Annotated in this window: 25 protein-coding genes and 1 pseudogene; 12 read left to right on the plus strand and 14 right to left on the minus strand. The window is 64.7% G+C overall.

The features are described 5' to 3' along the window. Positions 1-35 precede the first annotated feature (35 nt). Both GA0061099_RS20135 and glnA read left to right on the plus strand, forming a co-directional pair. Positions 36-374 carry a P-II family nitrogen regulator gene (locus GA0061099_RS20135; RefSeq protein WP_007603495.1) on the plus strand — a complete coding sequence of 113 codons (339 nt, stop codon included), beginning with the start codon at positions 36-38 and terminating at the stop codon, positions 372-374. 153 nt (positions 375-527) lie between these two features. Beyond that, positions 528-1,937: a type I glutamate--ammonia ligase gene (gene glnA / locus GA0061099_RS20140; RefSeq protein WP_036010292.1), complete on the plus strand. Its 1,410-nt coding sequence runs from the start codon at positions 528-530 to the stop codon at positions 1,935-1,937. Between the two features lie 156 nt (positions 1,938-2,093). Here the strand turns inward: glnA and GA0061099_RS20145 are convergent, their stop codons facing one another. Together GA0061099_RS20145 and GA0061099_RS20150 are read right to left on the minus strand one after the other, a co-directional pair. After that, on the minus strand, positions 2,094-2,855 hold the full coding sequence (locus GA0061099_RS20145) for a slipin family protein (protein ID WP_036025384.1): 762 nt from the start codon (positions 2,853-2,855) through the stop codon (positions 2,094-2,096). Further along, positions 2,852-4,234 carry an NfeD family protein gene (locus GA0061099_RS20150; protein WP_036025441.1) on the minus strand — a complete coding sequence of 461 codons (1,383 nt, stop codon included), beginning with the start codon at positions 4,232-4,234 and terminating at the stop codon, positions 2,852-2,854. Before GA0061099_RS20150 ends, GA0061099_RS20145 begins: the two co-directional genes overlap by 4 nt. 190 nt (positions 4,235-4,424) lie before the next feature. Between GA0061099_RS20150 and GA0061099_RS20155 the strand changes: the two genes are divergently transcribed. Beyond that, on the plus strand, positions 4,425-4,655 hold the full coding sequence (locus GA0061099_RS20155; RefSeq protein ID WP_036025386.1) for a hypothetical protein: 231 nt from the start codon (positions 4,425-4,427) through the stop codon (positions 4,653-4,655). A 234-nt stretch (positions 4,656-4,889) separates the two neighbouring features. On the opposite strand, the pseudogene GA0061099_RS20160 reads toward GA0061099_RS20155, so the two are convergent. The 3 genes and pseudogenes from GA0061099_RS20160 to GA0061099_RS20170 all read right to left on the minus strand — a co-directional run bounded on the left by GA0061099_RS20160 (position 4,890) and on the right by GA0061099_RS20170 (position 7,145). Then, positions 4,890-5,424, minus strand: a pseudogene (locus GA0061099_RS20160) (REP-associated tyrosine transposase). Positions 5,425-5,576: 152 nt separating this feature from the next. Further along, on the minus strand, positions 5,577-6,350 hold the full coding sequence (locus GA0061099_RS20165; RefSeq protein WP_036025392.1) for a gamma-glutamyl-gamma-aminobutyrate hydrolase family protein: 774 nt from the start codon (positions 6,348-6,350) through the stop codon (positions 5,577-5,579). A gap of 90 nt (positions 6,351-6,440) precedes the next feature. Further along, the gene (locus GA0061099_RS20170; RefSeq protein ID WP_036025397.1) at positions 6,441-7,145 is read right to left on the minus strand and encodes a hypothetical protein; all 705 of its coding nucleotides are present in this window, start codon (positions 7,143-7,145) and stop codon (positions 6,441-6,443) included. 135 nt (positions 7,146-7,280) lie between these two features. Here GA0061099_RS20170 and GA0061099_RS20175 point away from each other — a divergent pair, with 135 nt between their 5' ends. Next, complete coding sequence (locus GA0061099_RS20175; protein WP_036010309.1) at positions 7,281-8,432, plus strand: AI-2E family transporter; 1,152 nt, start codon at positions 7,281-7,283, stop codon at positions 8,430-8,432. Positions 8,433-8,514: 82 nt separating this feature from the next. On the opposite strand, the gene GA0061099_RS20180 is transcribed toward GA0061099_RS20175, so the two are convergent. The 6 genes from GA0061099_RS20180 to GA0061099_RS20205 all read right to left on the minus strand — a co-directional run bounded on the left by GA0061099_RS20180 (position 8,515) and on the right by GA0061099_RS20205 (position 12,191). Continuing rightward, complete coding sequence (locus tag GA0061099_RS20180) at positions 8,515-8,811, minus strand: antibiotic biosynthesis monooxygenase family protein (protein ID WP_025036647.1); 297 nt, start codon at positions 8,809-8,811, stop codon at positions 8,515-8,517. A 100-nt stretch (positions 8,812-8,911) separates the two neighbouring features. Next, positions 8,912-9,148, minus strand: coding sequence for a hypothetical protein (locus GA0061099_RS20185; RefSeq protein WP_036010312.1), 237 nt, complete (start codon positions 9,146-9,148; stop codon positions 8,912-8,914). A gap of 60 nt (positions 9,149-9,208) precedes the next feature. Next, positions 9,209-10,429: a GGDEF domain-containing protein gene (locus GA0061099_RS20190; RefSeq protein ID WP_036025401.1), complete on the minus strand. Its 1,221-nt coding sequence runs from the start codon at positions 10,427-10,429 to the stop codon at positions 9,209-9,211. A gap of 229 nt (positions 10,430-10,658) precedes the next feature. Beyond that, positions 10,659-11,138: a 30S ribosomal protein S9 gene (gene rpsI, locus GA0061099_RS20195; protein WP_018642439.1), complete on the minus strand. Its 480-nt coding sequence runs from the start codon at positions 11,136-11,138 to the stop codon at positions 10,659-10,661. Position 11,139: 1 nt separating this feature from the next. Continuing rightward, positions 11,140-11,604, minus strand: a complete 465-nt coding sequence (gene rplM, locus GA0061099_RS20200; protein ID WP_018642440.1) for a 50S ribosomal protein L13 — start codon at positions 11,602-11,604, stop codon at positions 11,140-11,142. Between the two features lie 158 nt (positions 11,605-11,762). Further along, positions 11,763-12,191 carry a PaaI family thioesterase gene (locus GA0061099_RS20205; RefSeq protein WP_024341189.1) on the minus strand — a complete coding sequence of 143 codons (429 nt, stop codon included), beginning with the start codon at positions 12,189-12,191 and terminating at the stop codon, positions 11,763-11,765. 85 nt (positions 12,192-12,276) lie between these two features. On the opposite strand from GA0061099_RS20205, the gene GA0061099_RS20210 reads away from it, so the two are divergent. The 4 genes from GA0061099_RS20210 to GA0061099_RS20225 all read left to right on the plus strand — a co-directional run bounded on the left by GA0061099_RS20210 (position 12,277) and on the right by GA0061099_RS20225 (position 15,594). Then, complete coding sequence (locus tag GA0061099_RS20210) at positions 12,277-13,101, plus strand: enoyl-CoA hydratase (protein ID WP_036025402.1); 825 nt, start codon at positions 12,277-12,279, stop codon at positions 13,099-13,101. 26 nt (positions 13,102-13,127) lie between these two features. Next, complete coding sequence (locus GA0061099_RS20215; protein WP_036010322.1) at positions 13,128-13,712, plus strand: CoA-binding protein; 585 nt, start codon at positions 13,128-13,130, stop codon at positions 13,710-13,712. Between the two features lie 150 nt (positions 13,713-13,862). Continuing rightward, complete coding sequence (locus GA0061099_RS20220; protein ID WP_036025404.1) at positions 13,863-15,143, plus strand: O-acetylhomoserine aminocarboxypropyltransferase; 1,281 nt, start codon at positions 13,863-13,865, stop codon at positions 15,141-15,143. 106 nt (positions 15,144-15,249) lie between these two features. Further along, complete coding sequence (locus tag GA0061099_RS20225) at positions 15,250-15,594, plus strand: hypothetical protein (protein ID WP_036025406.1); 345 nt, start codon at positions 15,250-15,252, stop codon at positions 15,592-15,594. 19 nt (positions 15,595-15,613) lie between these two features. On the opposite strand, the gene GA0061099_RS20230 is transcribed toward GA0061099_RS20225, so the two are convergent. Beyond that, positions 15,614-16,696, minus strand: a complete 1,083-nt coding sequence (locus GA0061099_RS20230) for a COX15/CtaA family protein (RefSeq protein WP_036025409.1) — start codon at positions 16,694-16,696, stop codon at positions 15,614-15,616. Between the two features lie 110 nt (positions 16,697-16,806). Here GA0061099_RS20230 and GA0061099_RS20235 point away from each other — a divergent pair, with 110 nt between their 5' ends. Continuing rightward, on the plus strand, positions 16,807-17,028 hold the full coding sequence (locus tag GA0061099_RS20235; protein WP_036010340.1) for a DUF2842 domain-containing protein: 222 nt from the start codon (positions 16,807-16,809) through the stop codon (positions 17,026-17,028). Here GA0061099_RS20235 and GA0061099_RS20240 read toward each other — a convergent pair. Further along, positions 17,012-18,058, minus strand: coding sequence for a polysaccharide deacetylase family protein (locus GA0061099_RS20240; protein ID WP_036025412.1), 1,047 nt, complete (start codon positions 18,056-18,058; stop codon positions 17,012-17,014). The two genes, GA0061099_RS20235 and GA0061099_RS20240, sit on opposite strands and share 17 nt — an antisense overlap. A gap of 128 nt (positions 18,059-18,186) precedes the next feature. Between GA0061099_RS20240 and GA0061099_RS20245 the strand changes: the two genes are divergently transcribed. Beyond that, the gene (locus GA0061099_RS20245) at positions 18,187-19,368 is read left to right on the plus strand and encodes a GNAT family N-acetyltransferase (RefSeq protein ID WP_036025414.1); all 1,182 of its coding nucleotides are present in this window, start codon (positions 18,187-18,189) and stop codon (positions 19,366-19,368) included. Positions 19,369-19,554: 186 nt separating this feature from the next. On the opposite strand, the gene GA0061099_RS20250 is transcribed toward GA0061099_RS20245, so the two are convergent. Continuing rightward, positions 19,555-21,900, minus strand: coding sequence for a GumC family protein (locus GA0061099_RS20250; RefSeq protein ID WP_036025418.1), 2,346 nt, complete (start codon positions 21,898-21,900; stop codon positions 19,555-19,557). A gap of 201 nt (positions 21,901-22,101) precedes the next feature. Between GA0061099_RS20250 and GA0061099_RS20255 the strand changes: the two genes are divergently transcribed. Together GA0061099_RS20255 and GA0061099_RS20260 are read left to right on the plus strand one after the other, a co-directional pair. Continuing rightward, positions 22,102-23,235 (plus strand): glycosyltransferase family 4 protein, encoded by a 1,134-nt coding sequence (locus tag GA0061099_RS20255; RefSeq protein ID WP_036025444.1) that lies wholly within the window; start codon positions 22,102-22,104, stop codon positions 23,233-23,235. 118 nt (positions 23,236-23,353) lie between these two features. Beyond that, positions 23,354-24,904 (plus strand): undecaprenyl-phosphate glucose phosphotransferase, encoded by a 1,551-nt coding sequence (locus GA0061099_RS20260; RefSeq protein WP_036025420.1) that lies wholly within the window; start codon positions 23,354-23,356, stop codon positions 24,902-24,904. Positions 24,905-24,947: the final 43 nt, after the last annotated feature.

Below are 24,947 nucleotides of genomic sequence, written 5' to 3' on the forward strand. Positions count from 1 at the left end.
CGTTGCTATTGGATCGAAAGGCCGGGAGTCGCGCAGTGAAGAAAATCGAAGCCATCATCAAGCCATTCAAGCTCGACGAGGTGAAGGAAGCGCTTCAAGAAGTCGGTCTGCAGGGCATCACCGTCACCGAGGCCAAGGGCTTTGGCCGGCAGAAGGGTCACGCCGAACTTTACCGCGGCGCAGAATACATCGTCGACTTCCTGCCGAAGGTCAAAATCGAGATCGTGATCGGCGACGATCTGGTCGAGCGGGCCATCGACGCGATCCGCCGCGCCGCGCAGACCGGCCGCATCGGCGACGGCAAGATTTTCGTCTCCAACATCGAAGAGGCGATCCGCATCCGAACCGGCGAATCCGGGCTGGACGCTATCTGAACCGGGTGCTATCCCGCATTTTGCGACACTCTGACAAGAAATAAGGCTGCTTCGGCGGCCTGATTTCGTTTGTGCGGTCGCGCGCGAACTCGCCAAAAGCGAGAACAATCTTGCTCACCTGGAAACCGACCCGCAGAGCCATAAGGGGTATGCATGAAGACCGCCAAAGACGTCCTGAAATCGATCAAGGACAACGACGTGAAGTACGTCGACCTGCGCTTCACCGATCCGCGCGGCAAGTGGCAGCACGTCACGTTCGACGTCAGCATGATCGATGAAGACATCTTCGCCGAAGGGACGATGTTCGACGGCTCCTCGATTGCCGGCTGGAAGGCGATCAACGAGTCCGACATGTGCCTGATGCCCGATCCGGTGACCGCGACGATCGACCCGTTCTTCGCCGAGACCACCATGGTCATCACCTGCGACGTGCTCGAGCCGACCACCGGCGAGCCCTATAACCGCGACCCCCGCGGCATCGCCAAGAAGGCCGAGGCGATGGTGAAGTCGATGGGCGTGGGCGACGCCGTGTTCGTCGGCCCCGAAGCCGAGTTCTTCGTGTTCGACGACGTGCGCTTCTCCTCCACCCCCTACAACACCGGTTTCCGCCTCGACTCCTCGGAGCTGCCGACCAACTCCGACACCGAATATGAAGGCGGCAATCTCGGCCACCGCGTCCGCACCAAGGGCGGCTATTTCCCGGTGCCGCCGCAGGACTCGGTGCAGGACATGCGCTCGGAGATGCTGGGCGCCATGGCCAAGATGGGCGTCAAGGTCGAGAAGCATCACCACGAGGTCGCTTCCGCCCAGCACGAGCTCGGCATGAAGTTCGACACGCTGACGCTGATGGCCGACCACATCCAGATCTACAAATACTGCATCCACCAGGTCGCGCACATCTACGGCAAGACCGCCACCTTCATGCCGAAGCCGGTCTACGGCGACAACGGCTCGGGCATGCACGTGCACCAGTCGATCTGGAAGGACGGCAAGCCGGTGTTTGCCGGCAACAAATACGCCGACCTGTCGGAGACCTGCCTCCACTATATCGGCGGCATCATCAAGCACGCCAAGGCGATCAACGCCTTCACCAACCCGTCGACCAACTCCTACAAGCGTCTGGTCCCGGGCTATGAGGCCCCGGTGCTGCTCGCCTATTCCGCGCGCAACCGCTCGGCGTCGTGCCGCATCCCCTACACCGCCTCGCCGAAGGCCAAGCGCGTCGAGGTGCGCTTCCCCGATCCGCTCGCCAATCCCTATCTCGGCTTCGCCGCGATGCTGATGGCCGGCCTCGACGGCATCAAGAACAAGATGGATCCGGGTCCGGCGATGGACAAGGACCTCTACGATTTGCCGAAGGAAGAGCTGAAGCAGATCCCGACCGTGTGCGGCTCGCTTCGCGAGGCGCTCGAAAACCTCGACAAGGACCGCGCCTTCCTCAAGGCCGGCGGCGTGTTCGACGACGACTTCATCGACGCCTATATCGAGCTGAAGATGACCGAGGTTGAGCGCTTCGAGATGACCCCGCACCCGGTTGAGTTCGACATGTACTATTCGGGCTAAGCGGTCCGAACTATACGCGACAAGCAAAAGGCGCTTCCGGAAGGAGGCGCCTTTTCGTTTGAGGGGTCTCGACCGCTACCACGTCGCCGTGAACGCCCGCTGCAGCTCGGCCGGAGCCGTGGCGCCCGCTCGCGATCAGCACCTCGCCGCTTTCTGTTACGGGTTGTTTGGTCGCGGCATCAAATGGTCGAGCAGGCCGGTGGGGAGCGGAAACACCACGGTCGACGAGCGTTCACCGGCGATGTCATGCAGAGCTGCGAAGTAACGTAGCTGCATTGCCTGGGGCTCCTGCGCCAGGATCCGGCCGGCTTCGACGAGCTTTTCGGCGGCCTGCTGCTCGCCCATCGCATTGATCACCTTGGCTCGCCGCAAGCGCTCCGCCTCAGCCTGTTTGGCGATCGCGCGAACCATGGTTTCGTTGATATCGACGTCCTTGATCTCTATGCCGGTGACCTTGATGCCCCAGACGTCAGTCTGCTTGTCGAGAATCTCCTGGATATCGGCGTTCAACCTGTCGCGCTCGGCAAGCATCTCGTCGAGCTCATGCTTGCCGAGCACCGAACGCAACGTGGTCTGGGCGAGCTGGCTGGTCGCCGCCATGTAGTCGCCGACCTTGATGATGGCGCGCTCGGGGTCGACGATGCGGAAGTACAGGACGGCGTTGACCTTGACGGAGACGTTGTCCCGCGAAATCACGTCCTGCGGCGGCACCACCTGCACCATCACCCGCAGATCGACCTTGACGAGTTGCTGCACGATCGGGATGAGGAGTATCAGGCCCGGGCCCTTCACACCGGTAAAGCGGCCTAGCGTGAAGACGACGCCGCGCTCGTATTCGCGCAGGATTCGAATGGCCTGGGATAGAAACACGATGACAAGCAGCGCAAGCGCCGCATACGTCAGATATTCCAGCGTCATGATGTACCTCCCTCGCCTGTCCGGGCGGGTGTGCGGCGTATCAGCAGCGTCAGGTCGACGACATTGGCGACCTCCACCGTCTCTCCGGGCTTGAAGGTTTCGGCGCCGCGCGCCTGCCAGCGCTCACCATGGGCGAAGACATGACCTTCGTTCCCGTTCCAGTCGAGAACCTCGGCGGGCAAACCGCGCATGGCCTGTGCGCCGACCAGCGCAGGAGCTTTGCGGACGCGCCGAAGCGAGCCGAGCACGATCAGAGCAAAGCCGCTGAACACGACCGCAGTGGTGCCGATCACCCACCAGGACAGTTGGTATCCAGGCGCCTCGCTCCTGAAGAGCATCATTGCTCCCAGCACGAAAGCGATGATCCCGCCGAAGCCGACCACCACGGTCGGGTTGAAGGCTTCGACGGTGAGAAGCACGAGTCCCACCAGCATCAGGGCGAGGCCGGCATAGTTGATCGGCAGCAAATTGAGCGCGTAGAGGCCGATCAGCAGGCAGATCGCGCCGATAACTCCGGGGGCGACGGCTCCGGGAGACATGAACTCGAAGATCAGGCCGTAGATGCCGACCATCAGGAGAATGAACGCCACGTTCGGGTTGCTGATGACCGCCAGGAACCGGGATATCCGTCCGGGCTCGATGGCTTCAACGACAGCATCCTTTGTTGCGAGGCGTTGCGTCCTGCCGCCTGCGAGCTCCACCACACGGCCATCAACCTGCCGCAGCAATTCAGCCTGATCGCGCGCGACGAGATCGATGGCATGTGCCTCCAGCGCGCCGTTGGCGGAGAGTGTTGCGGCCTCGCGGACCGCCCTCTCCGCCCACTCCGCATTGCGGTTGCGCAGCTCGGCGAGGCTTCGAATGAAGGCGACGGCATCGTTCGTGGCCTTCGCCGTCATCGCGTCCTTCGGCCCATCCTTCTTGTCTTTGCCATCCTTGTCGGGTGTGCCGCTCGGCAGGCCCGGCAGCGGCCCGCCAATCTGGACCGGCGTCGCCGCACCGATGTTGGTACCTGGTGCCATCGCCGCGATGTGGGTCGCGTAAAGGATATAGGTCCCCGCACTCGCCGCGTGGGCCCCGGAGGGAGCGACGTAGCCAATGACAGGGACGGGCGAGGCGAGCACATCAGCGATGATCTCGCGCATGCTGGAATTGAGCCCGCCGGGCGTGTTCATCCTCAGAAGCACGACCTCGGCGCGCCGCTCGCTCGCCACGGCCAAAGCCTCCCGCACGTAGCTGGCTGACGCCGGGCCAATCGCCCCGTCGATCGAAACAACAAGGGCTACGCGCTTGCTCTCCTCCGCTGAGCTGGGAAGGAGGCAGCAGCTCAAAGCCACGACGGTGATCGCCGCAACGAGGGCCGCCTTCATGGTCTGCACGGCACGGGCTCCCTTGCAGAGCATATGGTATTGTTCTCATGAACCTCAATGCTGCGCGTGGAGATCAACATTGCGATTGTGCAACGCAATGGGAATGCCCATGCAGGATTGCCGACGCGCTCGGCCTCGGCGAGCGTACGTTGAACCGAAAATTCCAGGACTCACGCACGAGCCGCCGCAATCCTTCATCATGCGCAGCCGTGTCGAGCACGCGCGCACCCCGCTGGAATCGACGACGCAGCCAATCAAGACGATCGCGCGCGCTGCCGGCTATGAGGATGAGAGCAGCTTCCGCAAGCTGACACTGATGTCACGCAATCCTATCGTGCGCGACGGATGGAGCGGGCGGTGTGAGGCTGATGCCGGTGGCATGACCGATGGACGCAGTCCGGTCGCGGCGCTCTCGCTGGGCACAGCCTGAGCGCATCTACGATTCAACACGGTAGAGAAATTTTGCGCCACGGAGCGGCCATCAGCTTTCGTTCTGCATCTGACTCCAATTCGTTCTCGAAGAACAAATCAGAGCCGCAAAAACCAGGACGGAGCAATTCCTACTGATTGGTTTACTCCGTCGGAAATTCGGGATGCACCTTGGATAAACAGTCCTCGTAGGGCGGATTAGCCGAAGGCGTAATCCGCCTACTGCGTGCGACGCTCACGCACGTTCGCCAAAGTTACCATCCGCGTTGCTATCTCCTGCCCAATTCGCCGGAAACAGTCCGGCCTCGACATCTCGGTGAAATGACGAATGCGGCCAATCCAACACGCGGGTCACATATCCGTGCTTGACTGGGTTGATGTAGCAATACTCGATATGGCGTGCATAGTCGGGTTTCGTCGCGGATGAGGTGCTCCCAGAACCGGTTCTGCCATACGCCACGCTCCCGTCTTGCGATCTGTACAGCGGTTAAAGGCTCTGTCTTCGGCAGGGACTTCGCGAAGCGCATTTTGATCAATCTCCACCGCATCGAAAAGTCGGCATCGCCGCGGGGAAGCGTCCAGACCGCATGAAGGTGGTCCGGAAGCACGACAAACGCATCGATAGTGAACGAATAGTCCCGACGGGTCGCTGCAACGGCCGCGCGCAGCGCTGCGATGTGCTCGACGAGCAGCCGCTGCCTACGATCATGAAGATTGACCGTGAAGAACCAGCAGCCACCTGGAACAAATGCACGGCGGTAGTTCGGCATTGCAGCTGCCCCATGAACTAAAGATGGCGGATTACGCCTTCGGCTAATCCGCCCTACTCAGTCCAAGCCGAGTGCGCAACGTGGCAGAAGCTGGATTCCCGGCTCTGCGCCGCAACGCTCCGCGTTGCAGCTGGTCCGGGACACGACCGCGGCTACGCCTCCGCCTTCTGCCTTGTCACCAGCGCCTCGCCAAAGGCCTCGAACAGCTTGCGGTTGATCGGATTGTGCTGCGGGTCGTACTCCGCGTGCCATTGCACGCCGAGGGCAAAGCTCGGGGCTTCCGCGATGCGGATCGCCTCGATGGTGCCGTCCTCGGCGATGCCTTCGATCAGCACGCGCTTGCCGGGATCGAGAATGCCCTGTCCGTGCAGCGAATTGACCCGGATCTTCTCGCAGCCGAGAATCGTGGCGAAGGCGCCGCCGGGCGTCAGCTCGACGTCGTGGCGGTCGGCGAACACCACGGTCGGATCGGGATGGATCTCGCCGTTCTCGAGCCGGGGCATGCGGTGGTTCATGCGGCCGGGGATCTCGCGGATCTCGGGATGCAGCGAGCCGCCGAAGGCGACGTTCATCTCCTGCAGGCCGCGGCAAATGCCGAACAGCGGAATGCCGCGGGCGACGCAGGCGACCGACAGGGCCAGCGCAACTTCGTCGCGGTGGATGTCGTAGGGTTCGTGCTTCTCGCAGGGATCGACGTTGAAGCGGGTTGGGTGAACGTTGGCCCGGGCCCCGGTCAGGATGATGCCGTCGACGGTATCGAGCAGCGCCGGGATATCCGTGATGTCGGGGGCTCCAGCGAACATCAACGGCAAGCCGCCGGAGACTTCGGCCACGGCGCGCAGGTTTCGCTCGCCAACCATCTGGACCTGAAATCGATTCTCGACGCGATAGGAATTCCCGATCACGCCGACGACCGGCTTTCTCATCTGTCGTTCCGCGCCTCCCGATAAGAAGATCCCCCAAAGATGCCCCTCCGATGGAACAAATTCAACAGAGGGGATCGCGGGACGGCAATGCTATTTTCGCGCAAATGCCTCCCGGGCGTCCAACCCGCCTTCCACGGGCAGACCCGCGGCCTTCAGTGCGATTGCCGCTGTCTCACCCGGCGCGGTCAGCCAGGGAAGCTTGGCCTCGATTCCGCGCGTCACGGGCTCCCCGAGCGCGCCTCCGAAGTCGATCGGCCAGAACCCGTTGGGCACCACCTCGGCGGAGAAGCTGCGGATCGCATAGCCCTCGCCCAGGATTGCCTCTGCCTTGTCGCTGGCGACAAGGCGCGCGGTGTTGGGATCCCTGAGATCGCCAAAGCTCACGAGCACGGGGATGAGCTCTCCTTGCACCGGGACAATGCCGGTCTGCCGGCTCATGTCCTTGAACGACACCCGGCTGCCGCGCGCGGCGCCATAGGCGCGGAGCGCCACATAGTTGATGTCGTCGAGGTCGAGCTTGGCGCCCTGCTGGTGCGCCAGCAAGACCACGATGTTCTTGCCTTGGCCGAGATCGACGAACACGGCCTCCCCGCGCGTCGTGGTGCGGCCGCTGCGGTTATAGTTGCGATCGGGCACGACAGCGAGAATGGCCGACCCGGTCTTGATCCCGGCGGGCGTCGTCACCTCGACCGTCAGGCGGTATTTGTGGTCCGGCCGGTTGATCCGGATCTGGTCGCCGCCTACGAGCAAAGCCAACAGCCCGAGCAGACCGGCCCACTTGCTGATAACGCCCAAGCGCCCCTCACTTCCTTTTCGCCACCGCTCTGCACCGTTCGCGCGGCAGCGTCAAACCGGCGCGTTGCCGCTCTTGATCGGAAGCGTGTTTGTCGAAAGAGTGCCCCATTGCAGCCACCAAAGACAGGATACGATGTGACCTTTCCCGCAGATGAACGATCCCGCTCCCGTGCCGACCTCGCGCGGGATCAGGCCTGGGCGATCGCGGCCGGAGGCATCGGCGTCGTTCTGTTCACCGCGCTGCTCGCCTTCACCTGGTATTTTGCCGCCACCCTGCTGCTGATCTTCACCGGCATGCTGCTCGGCCTCGGTCTCAACGCTCTGGTCAATGCGCTCGGCCGCCGGGTCCAGCTGCCTCACACGATCCGGCTTGCAATCGTCTGCGTTGCGCTCGCTTTGCTGCTCGCGGGCGTCGCCTATCTCGGCGGCGCCACCATTGCCGAACAGGCCTCGCTGCTGAGCAAGACCATCAAGTCGCAGATCACCAATGTCAGGTCCCTGCTCGAGAGCCACGGCATCGACACCAGCTTCTTCGACCTCGGCAACGCTGCCTCGGACCCCGCCGCCAACACCTCCTCGGAGGCAACGCCCGCGCCGGCAACGCCTTCGCGCGCTCCGCTGCCCAGTGCCGGCACGCTCGCCTCCAGCGGCGGGGCGATCGTGAGCCAGACCCTCAAGCTGCTGCTCGGCACCATTCACGGCGTCGGCAACATCTTCATCGTGCTGTTCCTGGGCCTGGCCTTCGCCGCCCAGCCCAGCGTCTATCATGACGGCCTGCTGTTCCTGGCACCGGCGCGGCACCGTACCCGTTTCGCCATCGTCATCGACCGTATCGCTGAAACGCTCGAGCGCTGGCTGATCGCCCAGATCATCGTCATGATCGCGGTCGGTGTCGTAACCTGGATCGGACTTGCCGTCATCGGCATCCCCGGCGCGTTCATCCTAGGAATCCAGGCGGGCCTGCTCGCCTTCATCCCCACGGTGGGAGCCATCATCGCCGGCGTCATCGTGGTGTTGGCGAGCCTCGCCTCCGGCTGGATCCCCGCTTTGTCGGCATTTCTGCTGTTCATGGGCGTGCACGCCATGGAAAGCTACGTGCTGACTCCGATCCTGCAGCGCCAGGCACTCGACATCCCGCCGGCCACGCTGTTCGCGTTCCAGATCCTGCTGGGCGTCGTGTTCGGCATCTGGGGCCTGGCGCTGGCGCTCCCGCTGGTCGCGATCGCCAAGGTCATGATCGACCATGTCAAGACCTACGAGGCGTCGCCTCTCGCGGAGGCGGCCTAGAGCATGATCCGGACCCGGAGGACCGCGTTAGCGGAAAGTGTGGAGCGGTTTTCCGATAAGATGATGCTCCCGAGATAAAGCCTCAGGTCGTCAGCACGGTCTCGGTGTGCTCGACCTCGGGAGGCGCGGCAAAATACTGGCCGACCAGGCCGCGCCATTCCGTGAAATTCTCCGAGCCGCGGAAGTCCACAGTGTGGTTCTCCAGCGTCGCCCATTTCACCATCAGCCGGTAACGCTGCGGCTTCTCGATCGACTTGTGCAGCTCGAAGCCGTGAAAGCCCTTGGAGCGGCCGAAAGCGGCCTTGGCCTTGGCAACGGCCGCCTCAAAGTCCTTCTCGCTGCCCGGCTTGACGTCGATTTGCGCGATCTCGGTGATCATCGGCTTTCCACCCTTTTGTTGATGGCCGTGTCTACCGCAGATGGCGACAAAGAAAAAGGCGCTGAAGCGGCGCCCTGCCCGGTCTGGAAATGCAGGCCTGTCAGGCGAACAGCAGGACCGTGCCCGCGACGATCAGCGCACAACCCGCGAACAACACGAACGGCCAGTAGCTGCGTTGCTGCGTGTAGCGGCCTTGCGCACGACGCTCGGTGATCAGCGCGCTCTCGTATTCGTCCGCAGTGGAGAACAGACAGGCGAAACCGCCGCGGGCCGAGGCAGCTTCGGCTTCGAGCGACATCAGGGCGGCTTGCGGATTCCGTCGACGGATCGATTCCATGACCACGATGGTAGGGATCGAATGGTAAACAGAGATTTACCGCAAGCCCGCCCTGCATGCTCACGCGGTGACCGGACGCGCCTGCGATGCGCCGGTCCGCGCCGCGCTCTGGCGGCGCCAGTTCTCCAGCGACAGCGGCAGCTCCTCGGCCGCCTCGACGCGGTTGCGGCCGCCGCGCTTGGCCTGGTAGAGCGCGGTGTCCGCCGAGGCCAGCAGCACCTCCAGCTCGGTGCCGGCCGGACCTCCGGCAACGCCGATGCTGACGGTGGTATCGACCGGACCTTCGTCGACCACGACGCCGGAGGTCTCGAACGCCTCGCGCACGCGCTCGGCGACCAGCACGCCCTCCTCCAGTGAGCATGGCAATAGCGCGGCGAACTCCTCGCCGCCGATGCGGCCCGACAGGTCGGAGATGCGCAAATTGCTGACCACGACGGTGGAGAACAGCTTCAGCATCTCGTCGCCGGCGGGATGGCCGAAGCGGTCGTTGATCGATTTGAAATGGTCGATGTCGAAGATCATCACGGTCACCGGCCGCCCGGCCTTGGCCTCGCGCTCGATCACGCGCGCACAGGCCTCCGAGAAGCCGCGCCGGTTGAGCATGCCGGTCAAGGGATCGGTCGATGCCGCCGTCCGGTGCGCGGTGACGGTGCGTTCCGACACCAGCATGAAGATCACGAACACGGTACCGACGGCGTAGAGAATGAGCTCGACCGCGAACACGGTGACCCAGATGCTCGAGGAGAAGCCGGCATCATGCGGGCGCAGGAAGCTGCCGATCAGGATCGGCAGCATCAACACGCAGCCGTGCATCACCGGCATCACGAAGGCGGGCCAGCGCCGTTGCACGCTCTTGCGCCGTTCGGTCCAGAGCTCGCTCGCAGTCAGCGCCGCGTACACCGAGACGATGCCAGCACCGACGAGCATGCGCAGCATCGATGCCGTGGGATCGAGCAGCGTCGCAGCAGCGACCCAGGCGAGCGCGCCGAGCACGAGCCCCGGCCAGTTCGGGTTGCGGCCGTGGAAGACGCGCGCCGCGTTCCAGACCATGCCGCAGGCGACGAAACCGACCGCGTTCAATGCAAGGTAAATGTGCGGCCCCAGCCTGTCGCCCGCCGCGGTCCATAGTGCGACGGAGGCGGCACCGAGCAGATAGGCGGTGCCCCACCATTTCAGCGCCGGGCTGTTCTCCTGCTTGCCGAAAAATACCATCATGGCGCCGAGCAGTGCGGCGACCATGGTGGCGACCAAATAGAGCGTGATGCTATCGAGCGACATCATGTCGGCCCCCTCTAGAACATAGCAGTTACGCGATCGGCCCAGCCGATTTGCGCGCCCTTCCGAAGGCGACGCTAGGTCTCGCGGGTTCCATTCAGGTTTTCGCCGGTCCCTAAGTTTTCGGGAAACACGCCATCAATTTGCATACAAACGAACAACAAAAAGGGCGCTGAAATCAGCGCCCTTTTGCATCTCATTGAAGCCGCTTTCGCGGCGAATGCGACAAAAGCGATTAACGCTTCGAGAACTGGAAGGACCGGCGGGCCTTGGCCTTGCCGTACTTCTTGCGCTCGACCACGCGCGAGTCGCGGGTGAGGAAGCCGCCCTTCTTGAGCACGGAGCGCAGCTCCGGCTCGAAATAGGTGAGCGCCTTGGAGATGCCGTGACGGACCGCGCCGGCCTGGCCGGACAGGCCGCCGCCGGCGACGGTGCAGATCACGTCGTACTGGCCCGAACGCTGGGCCACGGAGAACGGCTGCTCGATCATCATGCGCAGCACGGGACGGGCGAAATAGACCTCGACCTCGCGCGAGTTGACGGTGACCTTGCCGGCGCCCGGCTTGATCCAGACGCGGGCGACCGCGTCCTTGCGCTTGCCGGTGGCGTAAGCGCGGTTGAACTTGTCGACCTTCTTCTCGTGCTTGGGCGCCTCGGGCGCGGCCGCCGTCTTGAGCTGCGAGAGCTGGTCGAGCGACTGAATGGATTCGGCCATGTTATGCGGCCCTCGTGTTCTTGCGGTTCAACTTGGCGATATCGATCTTCTCGGGCTGCTGCGCCTCGTGCGGATGATCGGCGCCGCCGTAGACACGGAGGTTGCCCATCTGCACGCGGCCGAGCGGACCACGCGGGATCATGCGCTCGACGGCCTTCTCGAGCACGCGCTCGGGATGACGGCCTTCGAGGATCTGGCGCGCGGTGCGCTCCTTGACGTGGCCGACATAGCCGGTGTGCTTGTAGTAGGTCTTCTGCTCGCGCTTGCGACCGGTGAGGACCGCATGCTGCGCGTTGATGATGATGACGTTGTCGCCGCAATCGACGTGCGGGGTGTAGGTCGGGAGGTGCTTGCCGCGCAGGCGCATGGCGACGATGGTGGCGAGGCGGCCGACGACCAGACCCTTGGCGTCGATCAGCACCCACTTCTTCGTCACCTCAGCCGGCTTTGCCGAAAAGGTTTTCATGTCGGAGTTTCCGTGGACGGGAGATATCGGCGCGAACACCGCACCAGACTGCGCGGGGTTCTAGAGAAGAGCGGCGCAACGGTCAATGCCCCAGAGCCGAAAATAACTAAGCAAACCCAATAACTTAAAAATATGGTGCGATATTACCTGTAAAAAGCTCAAACGTTTGGAATGGAATAGGTCGAGGTGACATGGGCGATCGGATCGGGTGAGGTCCCGGACAAGAGGTTCACCTCCCCGACCGCAAGGCGCTTGCCGAGCTTGAGCAGCCGGGCCTCGGCCAGCACGTCCTGCCCGGGCTGGCCCTTGCGCAGGAAGTTGATGTTGAGATTGGTGGTGACGGCGAGCCCGATCGGCCCGATCGCGGACAGCAGCACCACGTACATCGCGAAATCCGCGAGCGCCATCAGCGTCGGCCCGGACACGGTTCCGCCGGGCCGCAACATCCGTTCGCTGTAGCGCTGGCGCAAGAGGCTGGTCTGGCCGTCCGCGCTCTCGATCGTGATGTCGTCACCGCTGAAGGCCTGGGGAAACTCGTCACGGAGGAACCGCTCGAGCTCCGCCACGCTCATTTTCGCTAACGCCATGCCGTCCCCACCCTCGCTTCGCCTGCCCTGTTACATTAAGTTATCGGTGTCATCCAATTGCAATCATCTAGCGGAAGTCGCGTCAATGTCCGTTCAGGCCGCCCGCGCCCCCACCCCGCAACCGCCGATCCTGCTGCGCGAGATCGTCGGCAGCGTCGCCGTGCTCACGCTGAACCGACCAGCCGCGCGCAACAGCCTTTCCGAGGCGATGATCGGACAGCTGCATGCGAGCCTAAACGCAATCGCGGAAGACAAGCACATCCGCGCGGCCGTCATCGCGGCCAACGGCCCCGCTTTTTCCGCCGGCCACGACATAAAGGAACTGACCGCGCGCCGCACCGATCCGGATCGGGGTCGGGCTTATTTTGCGCAGATCATGACGGCCTGCAGCGCGATGATGCAGGCGGTCATGCATCTGCCGAAGCCCGTGGTCGCGGCCGTCCAGGGCATCGCGACCGCCGCCGGCTGCCAGCTCGTCGCCAGCTGCGATCTTGCGATCGCATCGCACGAGGCGAAGTTCGCCACACCCGGCGTCGATATCGGCCTGTTCTGCTCGACCCCGATGGTGGCGCTGTCGCGCAACGTCCCGCGCAAGCAGGCCATGGAGATGCTGCTGACGGGCGAGCCTGTCACGGCCGACCGCGCCCGCGAGATCGGGCTCGTTAACCGTGTCGTTCCCGCCGGCACCGAACTCGGCGCCGCGATCGAGCTCGCGCAACAGGTCGCGTTAAAATCCGCCTACACGATCAAGCTCGGCAAGGAGGCCTTCTACCGCCAGGCCGAGATGAGCCTTGCAGACGCCTATCGCTGTGCCGCAGAGGTGATGACCGAGAACATGATGGCGCGCGACGCCGAGGAAGGCATCGGCGCCTTCATCGAGAAGCGCGCGCCGACATGGCGGGATGAATGACCCCCGCCAACAAGAAAAGATAAGTGATGAACCACGACGCCTATCCCGACAATTACATCCGCGGCATCCTCAACAGCGTGAAATCCATCGCGATGGTCGGGGCCTCGCCGGTCAATGTGCGGCCGAGCTATTTCGCGTTCAAATACCTGATGCAGCGCGGCTACGACATGATCCCGGTCAATCCCGGCCATGTCGGCAAGGAGCTGCTCGGCAAGCCGTTCGTCGCATCACTGTCGGACATCGGCCGCCCCGTCGACATGGTCGACATCTTCCGCAACTCGAGCCACATCATGCCCGTCGTCGAGGAGGCGCTCACGCTCGACCCGCTGCCGAAGGTGATCTGGATGCAGCTCGGCGCGCGCGACGATGCGGCGGCCGCGAAAGCGGAATCAGTCGGGATCAAGGTGGTCATGAACCGCTGCCCCAAGATCGAATATGGCCGCCTGTCGTCAGAAATCTCCTGGATGGGCGTGAATTCGCGCACGCTCAGCTCCAAGCGCGCGCCGGCGCCGACGCAGGGCATGAGGCTGTCCCTCAATCGGATGAGTGTCGGCGGTGGCGACACCGCCGCATCGGATCGCGCTGCGAAGAACAAGAGCGAGCAAAGCTGACGCGATTGCGAAGGCTTCGTTTCGCAAACGCGACAATGCGCAGCACGATCGTTCCCAAAATGATTCCGATGTGACGCCGCGCCTTGACGGCGGGCACGGCGCCGATCAGCATGCCGCGCGAATTTCAGGCCACAAGAACAGGACGCCCAAATGAGCGATCGCCTTCCGGGATTTTCAACGCTCGCCGTGCATGCCGGTGCACAGCCCGACCCCACCACCGGCGCGCGCGCGACTCCGATTTATCAAACGACCTCTTTCGTCTTCAACGATGCCGATCACGCCGCCTCGCTGTTCGGCCTGCAGGCGTTCGGCAACATCTATACCCGCATCGGTAATCCTACCAATGCGGTGCTGGAAGAGCGCGTCGCCGCGCTCGAAGGCGGCACGGCCGCGCTCGCGGTCGCTTCCGGCCATGCCGCGCAGGTCGTGGTGCTGCAGCAGCTGCTTCAACCCGGCGACGAATTCATCGCCGCGCGAAAGCTCTATGGCGGCTCGATCAACCAGTTCACGCACGCCTTCAAGAGCTTTGGCTGGAACGTGGTGTGGGCCGATCCCGACGATATCGCGAGCTTCGAGCGTGCGGTGACGCCGCGCACGAAAGCGATCTTCATCGAGTCCATCGCCAACCCCGCCGGCAGCATCACCGACATCGAGGCGATCTCGACCGTGGCGCGCAAGGCGGGCGTGCCGCTGATCGTCGACAACACGCTGGCTTCGCCCTATCTGATCCGTCCGATCGACCACGGCGCTGACATCGTCGTGCACTCGCTGACGAAATTCCTGGGCGGCCACGGCAACTCGCTCGGCGGCATCATCGTCGATGCCGGCACCTTCGACTGGTCCACGGGCGGCAAGTACCCCATGCTCTCGGAGCCGCGCCCGGAATATCACGGCATCCGGCTGCAGGAGACCTTCGGCAATTTCGCCTTCGCGATCGCCTGCCGCGTGCTGGGCCTGCGCGACCTCGGACCGGCGTTGTCGCCCTTCAACGCCTTCATGATCCTGACCGGCATCGAGACTCTGCCGCTGCGCATGCAGAAGCACTGCGACAATGCCAAAGCCGTTGCCGAATACCTCGCGGGACATCCGGCGGTGGCCTCGGTGAGCTATGCCGGGCTGCCGAGCGACAGGTACAATCAGCTCGCGCGCAAATACGCACCAAAGGGCGCCGGCGCGGTGTTCACCTTCAGCCTGAAGGGCGGCTATGACGCCGGAGTCAGCCTGGTGTCGAAGCTGCAGCTGTTCTCGCACCTCGCCAATGTCGGCGACACCCGCTCGCTGGTGATCCATCCGGCCTCGACCACGCACAGCCAGCTCGACGACGCCGCCAAGATCAAGTCCGGCGCCGGCCCGGACGTGGTCCGGATCTCGGTCGGTATCGAGGACAAGGAAGACCTGATCGCGGATCTGGAACAGGCGCTGGGGACGTAGCGCCTGGGAACGACGGCGGCCGTTTTGGCCGCCGTCGGTTAACCCTCATTAACTATATCTGCCTCATACATCGTGCTTGGATCGCCCCTTTGATTCGGAGCCGACGATGCTGCGCTGGATGGTGCCCGCTCTGGCTGTGATGCTAACGGCCTCGGCGGCCATTGCCGCCGATCTGCCGGCGACGCCGAAGCGGCGCGCGGCCGGGCCGCCGCAGGACCCACCTCAGGTCTATGTCGAAACCGATCCGGATGCGCTGATCTCGCCGGCCTACGGCATCGGCAGCTACATCCGCAACCTGCCGGGCACGCCGCTGCTGCCGGGCTCCCACACCTTGCCTGGCTATTACGGCCGCCCCTGGAGCTACGATTATCAGGGCGCCTATTACGGCGGGAAACAGGTCGATTATTTCTGGCGCCTGCCCTACGCGTGCGGTGTCTACGGCTATTGCTGATCAGCCGGGCTGATGGTGATCAGCCGGGCTGACCCACGGGGACCGCGCGCGGCTGCGCCTGCGCAGACTGCCGTGACGCCAGCCGCTCGACCTGCATCACTGCCAGCGTCAACACCACGATCGCAACCGCCTGATGGGTCAGCGCGAGATCGATCGGCACCTGGTTGAGCAGCGTGAGGATGCCGAGCACCGCCTGCACGCTCACCGCCGCGAACAGCCACAACGCGCCGCTCGCGGCCGCACCTGCACGCGAGCGCACCGCGTCGATCGCATGCAGCAGCGCCAGCACGATCAGCACGTAGGCGGTCATGCGATGCTCGAACTGCACCGTCAGCACATTGTCGAACATGTTGCGCCACCACGGCGTCTCGAACCACAGCCGTTCCGCCGAGGGGATGAGCGCCCCATCGATCTCAGGCCAGGTGTTGTAGGCCCGCCCGGCACGCAAGCCCGCGACCAGCGCACCGAAATAGATCTGCACGAAGGTCACCGCGAGCAGCACCGCGCTCGTGAACCGCAGCCGAGCCGGCGCCGCGATCTGCGGCCGCTGCTCGAGCCGCCGCACCGTCCAGACGATCCCGGCGAAAATCAGGAGCGCGAGCGAAAGATGCGTCGCCAGCCGATATTGCGACACCTCGGTGCGTTCCGTCAGGCCCGAGGCCACCATCCACCAGCCGACCGCCCCCTGGAGGCCGCCGAGCGCGAACAGCAGCCACAGCCTGCGCTTCAGCTCACCCGACAGTCCGCCGCGCCAGAGGAAGAACAGGAACGGCAGCAGATAGGCGACGCCGATGAAGCGGCCGAGCAGCCGGTGGCTCCACTCCCACCAGAAGATCGTCTTGAACTCGGACAGGCTCATGCCTGAATTCAGCTCGCGATATTGCGGGATCTTCTTGTAGGCCTCGAACGCCTCGGCCCATGCCGCTTCCGACAGCGGCGGAACACTGCCCGTGACCGGCTTCCATTCGACGATCGATAGGCCCGATTCCGTCAGCCGTGTCGCACCGCCAACCAGCACCATCAGTGCGATCAGCGCGGCCACACAGATCAGCCACCAGCGCACGGCGCGATGCGGCTCGGATGGGGCGGAATTCGTCGTCATTTCAAGGACAAAACCAAGCCTGTGGCGAAGAGACTTGAACCCGGTTGAGTGCCCCTTATAGTCCCCCGCTCCCGCAGCGCAAGTAACGCGAAAGCCTTAAAGTTCCCGCCATGACGATCCGCACCCGCAAGTTCCTCGGCGCCATCCTGCTCCTGGTGCTGGCCACCGTTTGGGCCCTGCTCGGCATGGCGGCGGCGCAGATGCCGTGGATCGCCGAATCCGGCTGGCGGCAGGCGATCTACTACGTCGTGGTCGGCATGGGCTGGGTGCTGCCGGCGATGCCGATCGTGAGCTGGATGCAGCGGCCCGATCGCCTCAGGTCTGGCTCGTAGAGCTCCCGGTCGGCCGCACCGGCGCAAAAGCGGCGCCCGACACCAGCACGCGCAGCATCCGCAGCGAGCGCACCCGCCCGTCCCAGGAGATCCGCGGCAGCGCGCGCAAGTTCGTCCGTCCCTCCGCCTCCACGATGCCCGGGATCGTCGAGGCCGCGCTGGCGAAGCCCGCCTGCTCCGCCATCACGACGTGGCTGCGCCGGAACGAAGCGCGGTCGCCGAACGGATAGGCGAAATGCCTGATCTCGCGGTTGAAAGCCGATTCCGCCACGGCCTTGCCCATCGTCATCTCGCGCAGTGCGGCCGCGTCCTTCATGTTGGCCAGCATCGGATAGTTCACCGTTGCGCTGCCGATCGTCACGAGCGGATCGCCGGCGAGCCTGGCGAGGTCCTCCCAATCCATCGACGCCTCGCGCGAGAGCGCGGCGAGGTCGATCCGGTAGCGCGTACAGAGATCGGCGATCGCGGCCGACAGATCCGCCGGCGGCAGCGAGCGCAGCCAGCTCTCCAGATGCGAGAACAGCGCCTGCTTCCCGGCCTTGTCGGCGACCGTGAAGCGCTGCTCCTTGTCGCCCATCATCAGGTCGATGCGGCTCTCGCGCGCGATCACCTGCTCCAGGGCGAGCCACCAGGCCTCGCCGACGCCGTCGGGAAAAGCGGTCGGCACATAGATCGTAAAAGGCACGGCGTGACGCGCCAGCACCGGATAGGCGAAGGTGATGAGATCCTTGCCGGCGCCATCGAAGGTCAGCGCCACGAAGCGACGCTTCTCCGGCAGCATCACCGCGCGCCGGCAGACCTCGTCCATGCCGAGAAAATCGTAGTTCCACCGCTTCAGCGCGCGGATGGCGCGATCGAGGAATTGCGGCGTAATCTCGTGCTCGCGCAGCGGCTGAAATCCGCGCCGCCGAGGCCGCACGTAGCGGAAACGCAGGATGGCGCCGGCACCGCGACTGCGCAGCATGGCCTGGCCGGTGAACCAGGCCAGCTCGAGGCGCAGCCGTTCCAACCATCTGTCGTCGGAAGCCAAAATCCCACCCTTCGCGCGCGCCGGCGGTCAGTTCCCTCGCCCCAGTCATTACCCTTTGTTGACCTTTGTTTGCAAAGGTCGGCCACGGGCCGAAATACGTATTCTCGATTTCTCGACAGGTTTCGCGAATGACCATGGCTGCGGCGATGCAAAGCCGGACGGCAGAAGCGCCAGCGCGGTCGAGAGCGAGCCGTATCGCGCGAGTGGAGATCGTCACGGATCTCGCCGAGGCCGAGGCGGTCTGGCGCGGCTTCGAGGCGAGCGGCCATCTTTTCACGCCCTACCAGCGCTTCGACCTGCTCGACCCCTGGCAGCGGCTGGTCGGCGCCCGTGAAGGTGCCCGGCCGTTCATTGTGATCGCCCGCGACGCCGATCGGCGCCCGCTCCTGCTGCTGCCGCTCTCGCTGCGGCAGGGCCACGGCGTGCGCACCGCCGGCTTCATGGGCGGCAAGCACACCACCTTCAACATGGGCCTGTGGAACGCCGAGTTCGCAGCAGAGGCCGCCAGCGCCGATCTCGATGCACTGCTTGCGCCGCTCGGCGAGCACGCCGACGTGCTCGCACTGACACAGCAGCCCGAGCGCTGGCACGACCAGCAGAACCCATTTGCAGCCCTGCCGCGGCAGCGCCCGATCAACGGCTGTCCGCGATTGGTGATGGAGCCGGGCGGCCCGCCGGCATCGCGGATCAGCAATTCCCTGCGCCGACGCCTCAAGAGCAAGGAGAAGAAGCTTCAGTCCCTCGCCGGCTACCGCTATCACCTGGCGACGTCCGAGGCAGACATCATCCGCCTGCTCGACTGGTTCTTCCGTGTCAAGCCGGCTCGGATGGCGGAGCAGAAGCTGCCGAACGTCTTCGCCGAACCCGGCGTCGAGCAGTTCGTCCGCAGCGCCTGCCTCGCGCCGCGCGGCGAAGGTCATGTCATCGACATCCATGCGCTGGAATGCGACGAGGAGGTGATCGCGATCTTCGCCGGCGTCGCCGACGGCGAGCGCTTCTCGATGATGTTCAACACCTACACGATGTCCGAGCACGCCCGCTACAGCCCCGGCCTGATCCTGATGCGCTACATCATCGACCGCTACGGCGAACGCGGCTACCGCTCGCTCGACCTCGGCATCGGCTCGGACGATTACAAGCGGATGTTCTGCAAGGACGACGAGGCGATCTTCGACAGCTTCGTCCCCCTGACCTCGCGCGGCAAGCTCGCGGCCATGGCGATGTCCTCGCTCAGCCACGGCAAGCGGCTGGTGAAGCAGAACCAGATGCTGTTCGACATGGCCCGCCGGCTACGGCAGGCGTTCGGGTAGCTCTTTCCACTTGCACGGCTGTCTTCCCTTCTCCCCTTGTGGGAGAAGGTGGCGCGAAGCGCCCGATGAGGGGTATGCCTCCGCGAGCTCGAATGGAAAGGTGAACTCGCGGAGAGATACCCCTCACCCGTCTCGCCGCTAACGCGGCGAGCCACCCTCTCCCACAAGGGGAGAGGGTAAGAAAGCCTACGCCGCCACCACGCGCGGCGTCTCGGCGGCATCGGACGGCTGCACCGGCTTGCTCAGCATCGCCACCGCGCTGAAGCCGACGGCTCTAAGCTGCTCGCACATCTGCGCGCGCGCATCCGCCGCCATCGACGCATCGGGCACCACGACGGCGCGGGCATGGGCCGTCAACAGGTCGGCCGGCAGGTCCGAGGCGCTGCCGGCGTCGATCAGCACGTGATCGTAAGCTCGCAGCAGCGCGTCGATCGCGAGTGCGACGCGCGGCGACTGCAGCAGGCTGCGGTCGAAGCCGGGACGGCCGGCCATCACCAGATGCAGCCGCGACAGCTTGTCCCGGGTGATGACTTGCGCGAACGAGGCCTCGCCCTGCATCAGCTCGGCAAGGCCGGGAGCCTGCGCATCGGCGGAGACTGCGGCAATGGTCGGCGAGGAGGCGGCGAGATCGACTACGACGACGCGTGCATCGCGCGCCAGGTTCCGCGCCAGCGTCAGCGTCGACAGCGTGATGGCCTCGCCGGGCGCCGTGCCGAGCACCGTAACCTTCTTGGCCGCAGCGCCCGCGGCACGCAGATCGTCGGCCAGACGCTCGATCTCGGCGAATTCACTCGTATCCAAATCGGCCGCCATCTCCGGCTGCAGCGGCGCGGGCTCCGCCAACACCGGATCGAGCATTGGTTCGCCGCCCCTGTCGACCACGGGCTCGATGGCCCGCTGAACGACCAGCGGCTCCTGGCGCACCGGCGTCTGCGCGGAGCCCATTGCCGCGCCCGGCGCGGTCTGGCGCAGCAGCTCGCCGGTGACGACGACGCCGGACGAGAGCAGCAGCGTTGCGATCGTTGCGATCAGCACGATCGGCAGCTTCTTCGGATAGGCCGGCGTGTTCGAGACGATGGCGCGCGAGATGATGCGGCCGTCAGTCGGCGCGGTGTCGATGGTCTCGCGGGTGTTGGCCTCGCGGTACTTGGCAAGATAGGTCTCGAGCAGATCACGCTGCGCCTTGGCCTCGCGCTCCAGCGCGCGGAGCTGGACGTCCTGGCCGTTGGTGGAGGCCGCCTGCTTCTTGAGCTGCTCGAGGCTCACGGTGAGGCCATCGACCCGACCGCTGGCGATGCGGGCGTCGTTCTCGAGCGAGCGCGATATCTTGGCGGCTTCGTCTCGAATCTGATTGTCGAGGTCGCCGAGCTGAGCCTTCAGCTCCTTGATGCGGGGATGATTGCCGAGCAGCGTCGACGATTGCTCGGCGAGCTGCGCCCGCAGCGTCACCCTCTGCTCCGACAGCCGGCGCATCAATTCGGAGTTCACGACCTCGGACGCCTCGATCGGCTTGCCGCTCTGGAGCATCTCCTTGATCAGCCGTGCCTTGGATTCCGCATCCGCCTTCATCGAGCGCGCATTGTTGAGCTGGGTATTGACCTCGCCCATCTGCTGGTTCGACAGCGTGGTGTTGTTGGTTCCGACGAACAGGCTGGACTTGGAACGGAAGTCCTCGACCCGCGCCTCGGCGTCCGAGACCTTCTTGCGCAAACTCTCGATCTCGCCGGCCAGCCATTGGCTGGCGTTCTTGGCCTGCTCCTGGCGCGCGGCCTGCTGCAGCACGAGATAGCCGTCGGCGATCGAGTTGGCGACGCGCGCGGCGAGCTCGGGATCGGCGGACTGGAATTCGACCACGATCACGCGCGACTTGTCGACGGCGTAGGCCGAAAGTCGCTCGTAATAGGAATCGAGCACGCGCTCTTCCGGCGTCATCGCGAACGGATCGCGGACGATACCGATCAACGCGGCAAGCGACTTCAGCGGCGAGATGCCCTGCAGCACCGGGTCGAATTCGGGGCGCTCGGCGAGCTTGTTCTTCTTGATGATCTCGCGCGCCAGATCGCGCGACAGCACCAGTTGCACCTGGCTGGTGACGGCCTCGGCATCGAGCGCCTGCCGCTCCTCGGTGCGGTCGCTGTTCGGACGCAGGAACACGTTCTCGCGGCCGTCGATCAGAATCCGGGTTTCAGATTTGTAGCGCGGCGTGACGAGATTGACGATGGCGAGCGAGGCAACGAGCGCCAGCACCGTCGGCACGATGACCCAGCCGCGCTTGCGCGCCAGGGCCGCACCGAGCGCGTGCAGGTCGATGTCGCCGGATTCGACCTGCCCAGGCTTGGCGATGACGGGCGCGGGCTTCGCTTCGGGCTTCGCTTCGATCTTGGCCTCAACCTTGGCTTCGATCTTTTCGGCTTCCGCTTCGCGCTTTTCAGCCTTCGCTTCGCTCTTGGGCGCAGCTTCGCCTTTGGACTTCGCGACGGCCCGCGCGATCACAGCCTTGTCCTTGCCGGCACGCCAGAACGCTAAACGCATCGAACACTCCCGCAGGGCAATGCTGCGACTCTACCTCAACCGGGGCGATTACACTCCATTAAGGTTGCCGCTGGGTTAATCGTGACGACCCGCGCCTTGTGCACGTCGACCCGTCACCGTTTGTTAACCACGAGGCCCCTTAATCCATCTCGATTTTTCACGAGAATTGTTCGGCAAGTCGCCGTCGAGCTGGTTTTGATCATGCCCCCCTCTCCCGACCGGCCGCTTCGCATCCTTCACGCCGTGCGCGCTCCGGTCGGCGGCATCTTCCGCCACATCCTCGACGTCGCCAACGGCCAGGTCGACCGCGGCCATCATGTCGGCATCCTCGCCGACAGCCTCACCGGCGGCGAGCGCGCCGACAAGGCGCTGACCGAGCTTGCGCCGCGCCTGAAGCTCGGCGTCCACCGCATGGCGATCCGCCGCGAGCCGTCGCCCGATGACGTCCTGGTATGGCTCCGAATGCGGCGGCTCATCGCCACGCTCAAGCCCGACGTGCTGCACGGCCACGGCGCCAAGGCCGGTGCCTTCATCCGCATGCGGCGGCGCTCTGACGACACGATCCGGATCTACACCCCGCATGGCGGCTCGCTGCATTATCCGCTCAACACCTTCAAAGGCGAGTTCTACGCGCGGCTCGAACGCGCGCTGATGGACTCCACGGACCTGTTCCTGTTCGAGAGTGCCTTTGCGCGCGACACCTATCAGCGTATCGTCGGCACGCCCAAGGGCGTGGTGCATTGCGTCTTCAACGGCGTGACGCCGGAGGAATTCGAGCCGGTCATCACCGCCGAGGATGCGACCGACCTGTGCTATGTCGGCGAGTTCAGGCACATCAAGGGCGCCGACCTGCTGGTCGATGCCGTGGCGCGCCTGCACGAGGGCGGCAAGAAGGTCACGCTCACGCTCGGCGGCGACGGCGAGGAGACGGCCGCGCTGAAGGCGCAGGTCGAGCGGCTCGGCCTGGCGAACGCCATCCGCTTCATCGGTCACGTCAAGGCGCGCTACGGCTTCTCCAAGGGGCGGCTGCTCGTCGTCCCCTCGCGCGGCGATTCCATGCCTTATGTCGTGATCGAGGCCGGGGCCGCGGGCATTCCGATGATCGCATCCAAGATCGGCGGCATTCCCGAGATCCTGGGCGTCGACAGCCCCGCACTGTTCGGCCCGAGCGATCCCGAGGCCATGGCGGAGGCGATCGCCTCAGCGCTGGACGATCCGCAAACCACCGCGCAACGCGCACTTTCCTTGCGCGAGCGCATCTCGGCGCACTTCTCGCAAGCCGCGATGGTCGAGGGCGTGCTCGCCGGCTATCGCGACGCATTTGCCAATCATTAACCATCCTTAAGTCCAGCTTTAGAGAATCTTCCGATTTGTTCGATAATCGAAGCGCCAGGGTATGCTTGCCCGGGCGCGCAATGCCGTGCCGCGGGTTCTGGAATGGACGTGAACGCCCGTGGAACCGCTCAACGCACGCTCGATGCTCGATGCCGCGGCCAGCGCTGCGGCAAAGCCTGCTGACCAGCCCTTCGTGGAGCGCCGTCGCCGGCTCTCGCCTGCCGCGCTCGACGTCGTCAACCAGAAGGTCGCCCGCGCCTATTCGCCGATCGTGATCGCCGGCTTCGTGCGCCTTGCCGATTTCGCGCTGCTGAGCCTCGTCGGCATCGCAATCTATCTCGGCTACGTCATGCCGCTCGCGGGGGCGTTCAGCTGGATCTATCCAGCCGAGGTCATCGCCGTCGCCATCGCCGCCGTGGTCTGCTTCCAGGCTGCCGACATCTACCAGGTGCAGCTGTTCCGTGGTCAGCTCCGGCAGATGACGCGGATGATCTCGTCCTGGTCGTTCGTCTTCCTGCTCTTCATCGGCATCTCCTTCTTCGCCAAGTTCGGCAGCGAAATCTCGCGGCTGTGGCTCGCCGCCTTCTACTTCCTCGGACTCGCCGCGTTGATTGCCGAGCGCCTGGTGCTGCGCGCGCTGGTCCGCGCCTGGGCGCGCCAGGGCCGGCTCGACCGCCGCACCATCATCGTCGGCTCCGACAGCAACGGCGAGCAGCTGGTCGAGGCGCTGAAGGCGCAGGAGGATTCCGACATCCACGTGCTCGGCGTGTTCGACGACCGCAACGACAGCCGCGCGCTCGACACCTGCGCCGGCGCGCGCAAGCTCGGCAAGGTCGACGACATCGTCGAGTTCGCCCGCCGCACCCGCGTCGACCTCGTGCTGTTCGCGCTGCCGATCTCGGCGGAGACGCGCATCCTGGAGATGCTGAAGAAGCTCTGGGTGCTGCCGGTCGACATCCGCCTCTCCGCGCACACCAACAAGCTGCGCTTCCGGCCCCGCTCCTATTCCTATCTCGGCGAGGTGCCGACGCTCGACGTGTTCGAGGCGCCGATCACCGATTGGGACCTGGTGATGAAATGGCTGTTCGACCGTATCGTCGGCAGTCTTGCGCTGCTCGCAGCCCTGCCGGTGATGGCGTTGGTTGCGCTCGCGGTGAAGCTCGACAGCCCCGGCCCGGTGCTATTCCGACAGAAGCGGTTCGGCTTCAACAACGAGCGCATCGACGTCTACAAGTTCCGCTCGATGTACCACCATCAGGCCGACCCGACCGCCTCGAAGGTGGTGACCAAGAACGATCCGCGCGTCACCCGCGTCGGCCGCTTCATCCGCAAGACCAGCCTGGACGAGCTGCCGCAGCTCTTCAACGTGGTGTTTTCAGGCAATCTGTCGCTGGTCGGCCCGCGCCCGCATGCGGTGCAGGGCAAGCTGCAGAGCCGGCTGTTCGACGAAGCCGTGGACGGCTATTTCGCCCGCCACCGCGTCAAGCCGGGCATCACCGGTTGGGCCCAGATCAACGGCTGGCGCGGCGAGATCGACAACGAAGAGAAGATCCAGAAGCGCGTTGAGTTCGACCTCTATTACATCGAGAACTGGTCGGTGCTGTTCGACCTCGTCATTCTCCTGAAGACGCCGATCTCGCTGCTGACCAAGAACGAGAACGCGTATTGAGTTTCTCTGTCATGCCCCGCGTAGGCGGGGCATCCAGTACTCC

The organism is Bradyrhizobium yuanmingense (assembly GCF_900094575.1).
In the GTDB taxonomy this organism is placed as follows: Bacteria; Pseudomonadota; Alphaproteobacteria; order Rhizobiales; family Xanthobacteraceae; genus Bradyrhizobium; species Bradyrhizobium yuanmingense.

Bases quoted from the DNA above. Each gene is read 5' to 3' on its own strand.
- glnA (WP_036010292.1), top strand. From the start codon at position 528: ATGAAGACCGCCAAAGACGTCCTGAAATCGATCAAGGACAACGACGTG.
- GA0061099_RS20145 (WP_036025384.1), bottom strand. From the start codon at position 2,855: ATGACGCTGGAATATCTGACGTATGCGGCGCTTGCGCTGCTTGTCATC.
- GA0061099_RS20155 (WP_036025386.1), top strand. From the start codon at position 4,425: ATGCGCAGCCGTGTCGAGCACGCGCGCACCCCGCTGGAATCGACGACG.
- GA0061099_RS20165 (WP_036025392.1), bottom strand. From the start codon at position 6,350: ATGAGAAAGCCGGTCGTCGGCGTGATCGGGAATTCCTATCGCGTCGAG.
- GA0061099_RS20180 (WP_025036647.1), bottom strand. From the start codon at position 8,811: ATGATCACCGAGATCGCGCAAATCGACGTCAAGCCGGGCAGCGAGAAG.
- GA0061099_RS20185 (WP_036010312.1), bottom strand. From the start codon at position 9,148: ATGGAATCGATCCGTCGACGGAATCCGCAAGCCGCCCTGATGTCGCTC.
- GA0061099_RS20190 (WP_036025401.1), bottom strand. From the start codon at position 10,429: ATGATGTCGCTCGATAGCATCACGCTCTATTTGGTCGCCACCATGGTC.
- rpsI (WP_018642439.1), bottom strand. From the start codon at position 11,138: ATGGCCGAATCCATTCAGTCGCTCGACCAGCTCTCGCAGCTCAAGACG.
- rplM (WP_018642440.1), bottom strand. From the start codon at position 11,604: ATGAAAACCTTTTCGGCAAAGCCGGCTGAGGTGACGAAGAAGTGGGTG.
- GA0061099_RS20205 (WP_024341189.1), bottom strand. From the start codon at position 12,191: ATGGCGTTAGCGAAAATGAGCGTGGCGGAGCTCGAGCGGTTCCTCCGT.
- GA0061099_RS20210 (WP_036025402.1), top strand. From the start codon at position 12,277: ATGTCCGTTCAGGCCGCCCGCGCCCCCACCCCGCAACCGCCGATCCTG.
- GA0061099_RS20215 (WP_036010322.1), top strand. From the start codon at position 13,128: ATGAACCACGACGCCTATCCCGACAATTACATCCGCGGCATCCTCAAC.
- GA0061099_RS20220 (WP_036025404.1), top strand. From the start codon at position 13,863: ATGAGCGATCGCCTTCCGGGATTTTCAACGCTCGCCGTGCATGCCGGT.
- GA0061099_RS20225 (WP_036025406.1), top strand. From the start codon at position 15,250: ATGCTGCGCTGGATGGTGCCCGCTCTGGCTGTGATGCTAACGGCCTCG.
- GA0061099_RS20230 (WP_036025409.1), bottom strand. From the start codon at position 16,696: ATGACGACGAATTCCGCCCCATCCGAGCCGCATCGCGCCGTGCGCTGG.
- GA0061099_RS20235 (WP_036010340.1), top strand. From the start codon at position 16,807: ATGACGATCCGCACCCGCAAGTTCCTCGGCGCCATCCTGCTCCTGGTG.
- GA0061099_RS20245 (WP_036025414.1), top strand. From the start codon at position 18,187: ATGACCATGGCTGCGGCGATGCAAAGCCGGACGGCAGAAGCGCCAGCG.
- GA0061099_RS20250 (WP_036025418.1), bottom strand. From the start codon at position 21,900: ATGCGTTTAGCGTTCTGGCGTGCCGGCAAGGACAAGGCTGTGATCGCG.
- GA0061099_RS20255 (WP_036025444.1), top strand. From the start codon at position 22,102: ATGCCCCCCTCTCCCGACCGGCCGCTTCGCATCCTTCACGCCGTGCGC.